The sequence below is a fragment of the Variovorax sp. 20P10.2.4 genome, assembly GCF_058244205.1.
Map to the genome: position 1 here is coordinate 1 of NZ_JBZAYE010000496.1, position 5,605 is coordinate 5,605.

The following is a 5,605-nucleotide window of genomic DNA, read 5'->3' on the forward strand; positions in this document are numbered from 1 at the left end:
CCAGCCTTGCTGCGCGCGGACGCCTTGCATCCAGCCCCTTTGCGGGGCAACGCGACCCCTTGCATAGCGTTAACAGGTCCTAGGCGGCAATACGGGGTCAGAGCCCAGCGAATGAAGAGCCGCACGGTGCCTTATGGCATCCCAGGCGCCGGCATCTGACCCCGGCGCAAGCACCGCGCGGCCCGCGGAGAAATCGATGTGGTCGTGGATCGGATCCTTGGTCGCGGCTTACTTGCCCGTGAGCTTCTTGCGCACGTCCAGGCCCACGCCCTTGTTGACGAACTGGGTGGTGACCACCTTCGACAGGTCGACCTCGCCGGGCTTGTAGAGGCCGGCCTTGACCATCTTGTCGTAGAAGTCCTTCACGCGCGCCTCGTCCATCGCGCCGATGCCCTTGGTCAGCGACTCGCCGCTGTCGACGATGCCCATCTTCTTCATGAGCTCGATCGAGCCCTGCAGCGCGGCCACGGGCGAGTCGGGGTTGGTCTTGGCGATCAGCTCGTTGGCGGCCTTGTTGTCGCCGTAGAGGTAGTTGTTCCAGCCGATGATCGAGGCCTCGACGAACTTGCGCACCGTCTCGGGCTTGGTCTTCACCAGGTCGGCGCGCGTCTCGATGGTGGTCGAATAGGTCGAGAAGCCGTTGTCGGCCAGCAGCTGCACCACCGGGTCGAAGCCGGCCTGGGCCTTGATCGACAGCGGCTCGGAGATCGCGTAGCCCTGCTGGATCGACTTCTTGTCGGCCAGGAACGGACCCACGTTGAAGGTGTAGGGCTTGAGCTGCGAATCCTTGAAGCCGTGCTCCGACTTCATCCACTGCCAGAAGCTGAACTGGCCGTCCTTGCCGATGAAGGCCACGGGCGCCTTGGTCATGTCCTTGAAGCTGTCGAAGCCCTGGCCCGGGTGCGCGAACATGGCCTGCGGGTCCTTCTGGAAGAAGGCCGCGACCACCACCGTGGGCACGCCGTTCTTCACGTTGTCGAAGGACTGCAGCAGGTTGCCGGTCATCAGGAAATCGATCTTGCCGGCCGGCAGCATCGGCCGGTTGTTGACCATCGGGCCGCCCTGCTGGATCTCGACGTCGAGGCCGTACTTCTTGTAGGTGCCGTCCACCAGCGCCTGGTAGAAGCCGCCATGGCCGGCCTGCGCCTTCCAGTTGGTGGCGAACACCACCTTTTCCTGCGCCTGCGCGGCGAAGGCGGCGGCGGTCAGCGCCAGGCCGAGGGCCAGGCTGCCGAGCGGGCGGATGCGGAAAGCGGGGATGCGCATGAGGACGTGCTCCTGTGGAGGTTTCTTGGAAAAGGACGGGACGCGAAGCCTAAATCTTTTCAGCCCTCGGTGGCCATGTCGGGCGTCCAGCCGCGCGTCTTGCCGGGGTTCATCAGGCCCATCGGGTCGCTGCGCTTCTTGAACTCGATCTGCTGCGTGTCGATGGTCTTCATGCCGCCGTCCTCGATGGTCACCACGTGCGGGTTGAAGATCTTGCAGCCGCCCTGCGACTCGATCTCGCGGATCAGCTCGTACTGGCGCGCCTCGCCGGTCCAGCGCACCAGCAGGATGCCGAAGGTGCCGGCCTCGCCGCCCGCGCGCGCGAAGTCCTGGTGCTGCAGCACCTCGTCGCCGAAGATCTCGAGGTGGCGCTCGACCACCGCGGGATCGAAGGGCTGCGCATAGGCCACCTGCAGGTAGGTCCAGCCGCGGTCCATCTTGAGCGCCTGCAGCGTCGTGTGGTTGAACGCGCATTCGTAGGCCGGCGGCAGGCCGGCCGCGAGCAGCTCGGCCTCGGTGCCGGCCAGCGCGATGTGGCCGCCGTGCGCGGCCGCGAGCGCGCGGAAGTCCTCCATCGACCCGGGCGCGACCATCGTGAAGACCGCATGCCGGTCGGCGGGAAAGTGCTCGCCCATCGCCGTGTAGTAGGGCGAGAAGCGCGCCTCCACGGTCGACAGCAGGAACAGGTCGAGATCGGGCGTGCTGGCCGCGATGCCGAAATCGAGCGCCGCGCGGTAGCGCTCGAACAGCACCGTGCAGTGCACCCAGTCGACGGCCGGGCTCAGCGCCACCTCCACGTCGAGGATCACGCCGTTGGTGCCGTAGGCATGGTGCACCTGCTGGATCTCGTCGCCCGCGAGCTCGATCACGCGCGGCTCGCGCTCCACCGTCATCACGCGCGCGCGCAGCAGGTTGCCGGGGTCGCGCAGGATGCCGTGGCGGAACGAGCCGATGCCGCCGAAGCCGCCGGCGATGAAGCCGCCGATGCTGGCCACGTGCCAGGTCGAGGGCCACATGCGCAGCGCCTGGCCGGTCTCGCGCGCGGCCAGGTCGATGTCGTGCATGCGCGCGCCGGCCTCCACCCGCATGCGGCCGTCGCCGATGTCGAGCACGCGGCACAGCTGCGTCACGTCCATCACCAGGCCGCCCTCGAGCGGCACGCACTGGCCGTAGTTGCCGGTGCCGCCCGCGCGCACCGTGAGCGGCAGCTTCCACTTGGCGGCGGTGGCGCAGACCTGGCGCACGTCGTCCTCGGTGCCGACCTTCACCACCAGCTCGGCCACGCAGCCCGAGAGCTGCGCCGTGAGGATCGGGCTGTACCAGAAGAAGTCCTTCGACAGCTGCTTGCGCTGGCCCGGCGCGGTGACCAGGTTCAGGCCCGCGAGGTCGCGGCGCACCGCGTCCCAGTCGACGGCCGGGGCGAGCGAGGTCCTAGCGTTCACGGCGCATTTCGCTTTCATGCCAGTGGCCCAGCACCAGGCGCGAGAGCGCGGCGAAGACGATGAAGATCACGATCCCGAGCAGCGACACCAGCAGCAGCGCCGCGAACATCATCGGGATCTCGGTGCGGAAGCTCGACTCGAGGATGCGCGAGGCCAGCCCGGTTTCCTTGCCGGCCGTGCCCGCGGTGAACTCGGCCACCACCGCGCCGATCAGGCTCAGGCCGCCCGCGATCTTCAGGCCCGCCATGAAGTAGGGCAGCGCGCTGGGCGCGAGCAGGTAGCGGAAGGTCTGCCAGGGCGAGGCCTTGTAGAGCTGGAACAGGTCGCGCAGGTTGCTGTCGGCGCTCTTGAGGCCCACCACCGTGTTCGACAGGATCGGGAAGAAGGCCACGATCCAGGCGCACAGCAGCAGTGCCGCGGTGGTGCTCGAGACGTAGATCAGGATCAGCGGCGCGATCGCGATGATCGGCGTGACCTGCAGGATCACGGCGATCGGGAACAGCCCGATCTCCACCCACTTGAACAGCGCGAAGGCGATCGCCAGCAGGACGCCGCCGACGATGGCCGCGGCCAGCGCGAGCAGCGTGAGCCGCACGGTGAACCACAGCGCGCTCGACAGCGTGTCCCAGTTGTCGAACAGCGTCTTCAGGATCAGCGAGGGCGCGGGCAGGATGTAGTGCGGGATGTTGTTGGCGCGCACGGTCCATTCCCACAGCAGCAGCAGCGCGCCGACCACCACCGCGGGCACCACGATGCGCAGCAGCGATTCGCGTCGGCGCTGCCGGTCCTCGTGCGCGCGCTGGGCGTCGGCCGAGGGCGTGGCGGTGTCGTCGTCGTGCAGGGCGGTGACCGCGGGCTCAGTGATCGATGTCGACGCCATGCAGGGCTCCATGCAGGGATTGGGACACCGCGGTGCAGTGCGCGTTGTAGCGGCTCGAGGTGCGGAAGGCCTCGCCACGCGGATAGGGCTCGTCGATGCGGATCTCGTCGATCACGCGGCCCGGGCGCGCGGCCATCACCACGATGCGGTTCGAGAGGTAGACCGACTCGTAGACGCTGTGCGTGACGAACACCACCGAGAAGCGGTGCTCGCGCCAGATCGCGAGCAGGTCGTTGTTGAGCTTGATGCGCGTCATCTCGTCGAGCGCGGCGAAGGGCTCGTCCATCAGCAGCAGGCGCGGGTGCGTGACCAGCGCGCGCGCGATCGACACCCGCATCTTCATGCCGCCCGAGAGCTCGCGCGGATAGACGTCGGCGAAGCGCGAGAGCCCGACCATCTCGAGCACCTGCTGCACCACGGGCGCCGCGGCATCGCGCTTCAGGCCCGCGAGCTTGAGCGGCAGCCAGACGTTGTCGAACACCTTGGCCCAGGGCATCAGCGTGGGCTCCTGGAACACGAAGCCCAGGTCGCGGTCGGTGCGCGCGGCGGCGCCGCCGGTCCAGGCCATCTCGCCGCTGCTGGCGCGCGTGAGGCCGGCGATCAGCCGCAGCGCCGTGCTCTTGCCGCAGCCCGAGGGGCCGAGGAAGCTGATGAAGTCGTGCGCGCCGATGTCGAGCGACATGCCCTGCAGCGCGAGCGTGCCGTTGGCGAAGCGCTTGCCGACGTTGCGCAGCCGGACCAGCGGCGCTTCGGCATCGGGGGTGGATGGCGTGGTGCTTTCCATGGGGTGTTCCGGAGGGCGTGGCGGAGAGGGGCGCCAGCCTAGCGCCAGGCGGGCTCGTTGGCCAGGCGCGACAGCGGGAAGCGGTCGACCTCGTGCAGCAGGTCGACGAAGCGCCGGCCCACGTGGTCGAGCACCGCGGCGCCCTTCTCGGCGGTGGCGCGGGTGGCGTCGCCGGCCGCGCCCATCGGGTTGATGTCGTGCATCTGCCAGCCGAGCTTGCCGCTGGGCGTGATCGAGAGGTACTTGTTCTCGGCCGCCAGGTCCTCGGTCATCGAGTGGAAGTTGCGGAACTGGTCGGCGCGCACGTAGTCGGGCGTGAGGTGCAGCATCACCGAGCTCTCGAGGTCGCCGGCGTGGATGCCGTGCTTGCCCTCGTGCGCGGTGAACAGGCCCTCGGGCAGGCCCAGCGTGTACCAGTTGGCGGCCACCACCATCATCCCGTGCGCCTCGCGCAGGTCGCGCGCCACGATGTCCATCACGCTCATCTGGCCGCCGTGGCTGTTGTAGAGCACCAGCTTGCGCACGCCGGCGCGCGCCACGCAGGCGCCGATGTCGGTCCACATCGCGATCAGCGTGCTGGCCGAGACCGTCAGCGTGCCCGGGTAGCGCGAGTGCTCGTTGCTCTTGCCGTAGGGCACCGTGGGCAGGAACAGCACGGGCAGGTCGTCGGGCAGGTGGGGGAGCGTGGCGCGCACCATGCCGTCGATGGTGGCGGTGTCGGTCGACATCGGCAGGTGCGGACCGTGCTGCTCGGTGGCGCCCACCGGCAGCACGGCGATCAGCCGTTCGCGGTCGAGGCGGGAGAACTCTTCGCTGGTCAGGTCCGACCAGAAGCGGCTGCGCAGGGTGACCGGGTTCATCGGGGTGGTCCTCGTTCGTGGCGACGGCGCGGATGATGACCTAAATTATCCGAATGGTCAAAAAAAGTCGCGTCAGGGTTTTCCTCGGGCTGCCGCCCCGCGCTTGGGTCGCCGCGCTCAGGTCGTCGCGATCCCGGACTTGCGCCACGGCCACGGCAGCAGCAGGCAGGCGCCGACCAGCGTCACGCCGCCGGCCAGCGCGCAGAACACCTCGACCGGAAAGCGCGGCACCACGCTGCCGAGCAGGAACGAGACCGAGAAGATGCCGAGGTTGAGCAGGCTCGCGTGGTACGAGTTGATGGTGCCGCGGTAGCGCTGCGACAGCGCGCTGAGCCGCGCATGGTGCAGCGGCCCCGCGCAGCCGTAGCCGAAG

At 68.7% G+C, this 5,605-nt stretch carries 5 protein-coding genes and 1 pseudogene; all 6 read right to left on the bottom strand.

All coding sequences use genetic code 11. The features are described from left to right. Window positions 1-228: 228 nt before the first annotated feature. A complete protein-coding gene (locus AC27VN_RS31155) occupies window positions 229-1,266 on the bottom strand; it encodes an ABC transporter substrate-binding protein (RefSeq protein ID WP_209541365.1) in 1,038 nt (345 codons plus the stop codon). A 59-nt stretch (window positions 1,267-1,325) separates the two neighbouring features. After that, window positions 1,326-2,726 (bottom strand): FAD-binding oxidoreductase, encoded by a 1,401-nt coding sequence (locus AC27VN_RS31160; protein ID WP_490879056.1) that lies wholly within the window; start codon window positions 2,724-2,726, stop codon window positions 1,326-1,328. Next, the gene (locus tag AC27VN_RS31165; RefSeq protein ID WP_490879057.1) at window positions 2,698-3,588 is read right to left on the bottom strand and encodes an ABC transporter permease; all 891 of its coding nucleotides are present in this window, start codon (window positions 3,586-3,588) and stop codon (window positions 2,698-2,700) included. Before AC27VN_RS31165 ends, AC27VN_RS31160 begins: the two co-directional genes overlap by 29 nt. Next, complete coding sequence (locus AC27VN_RS31170) at window positions 3,566-4,372, bottom strand: ABC transporter ATP-binding protein (RefSeq protein WP_490879058.1); 807 nt, start codon at window positions 4,370-4,372, stop codon at window positions 3,566-3,568. The genes AC27VN_RS31165 and AC27VN_RS31170 overlap by 23 nt, the downstream gene beginning before the upstream one ends. A gap of 38 nt (window positions 4,373-4,410) precedes the next feature. Continuing rightward, window positions 4,411-5,232, bottom strand: a complete 822-nt coding sequence (locus tag AC27VN_RS31175; RefSeq protein WP_490879059.1) for a creatininase family protein — start codon at window positions 5,230-5,232, stop codon at window positions 4,411-4,413. Between the two features lie 117 nt (window positions 5,233-5,349). Further along, window positions 5,350-5,605 (bottom strand): annotated as a pseudogene (locus AC27VN_RS31180) (hypothetical protein); the annotation flags it as partial.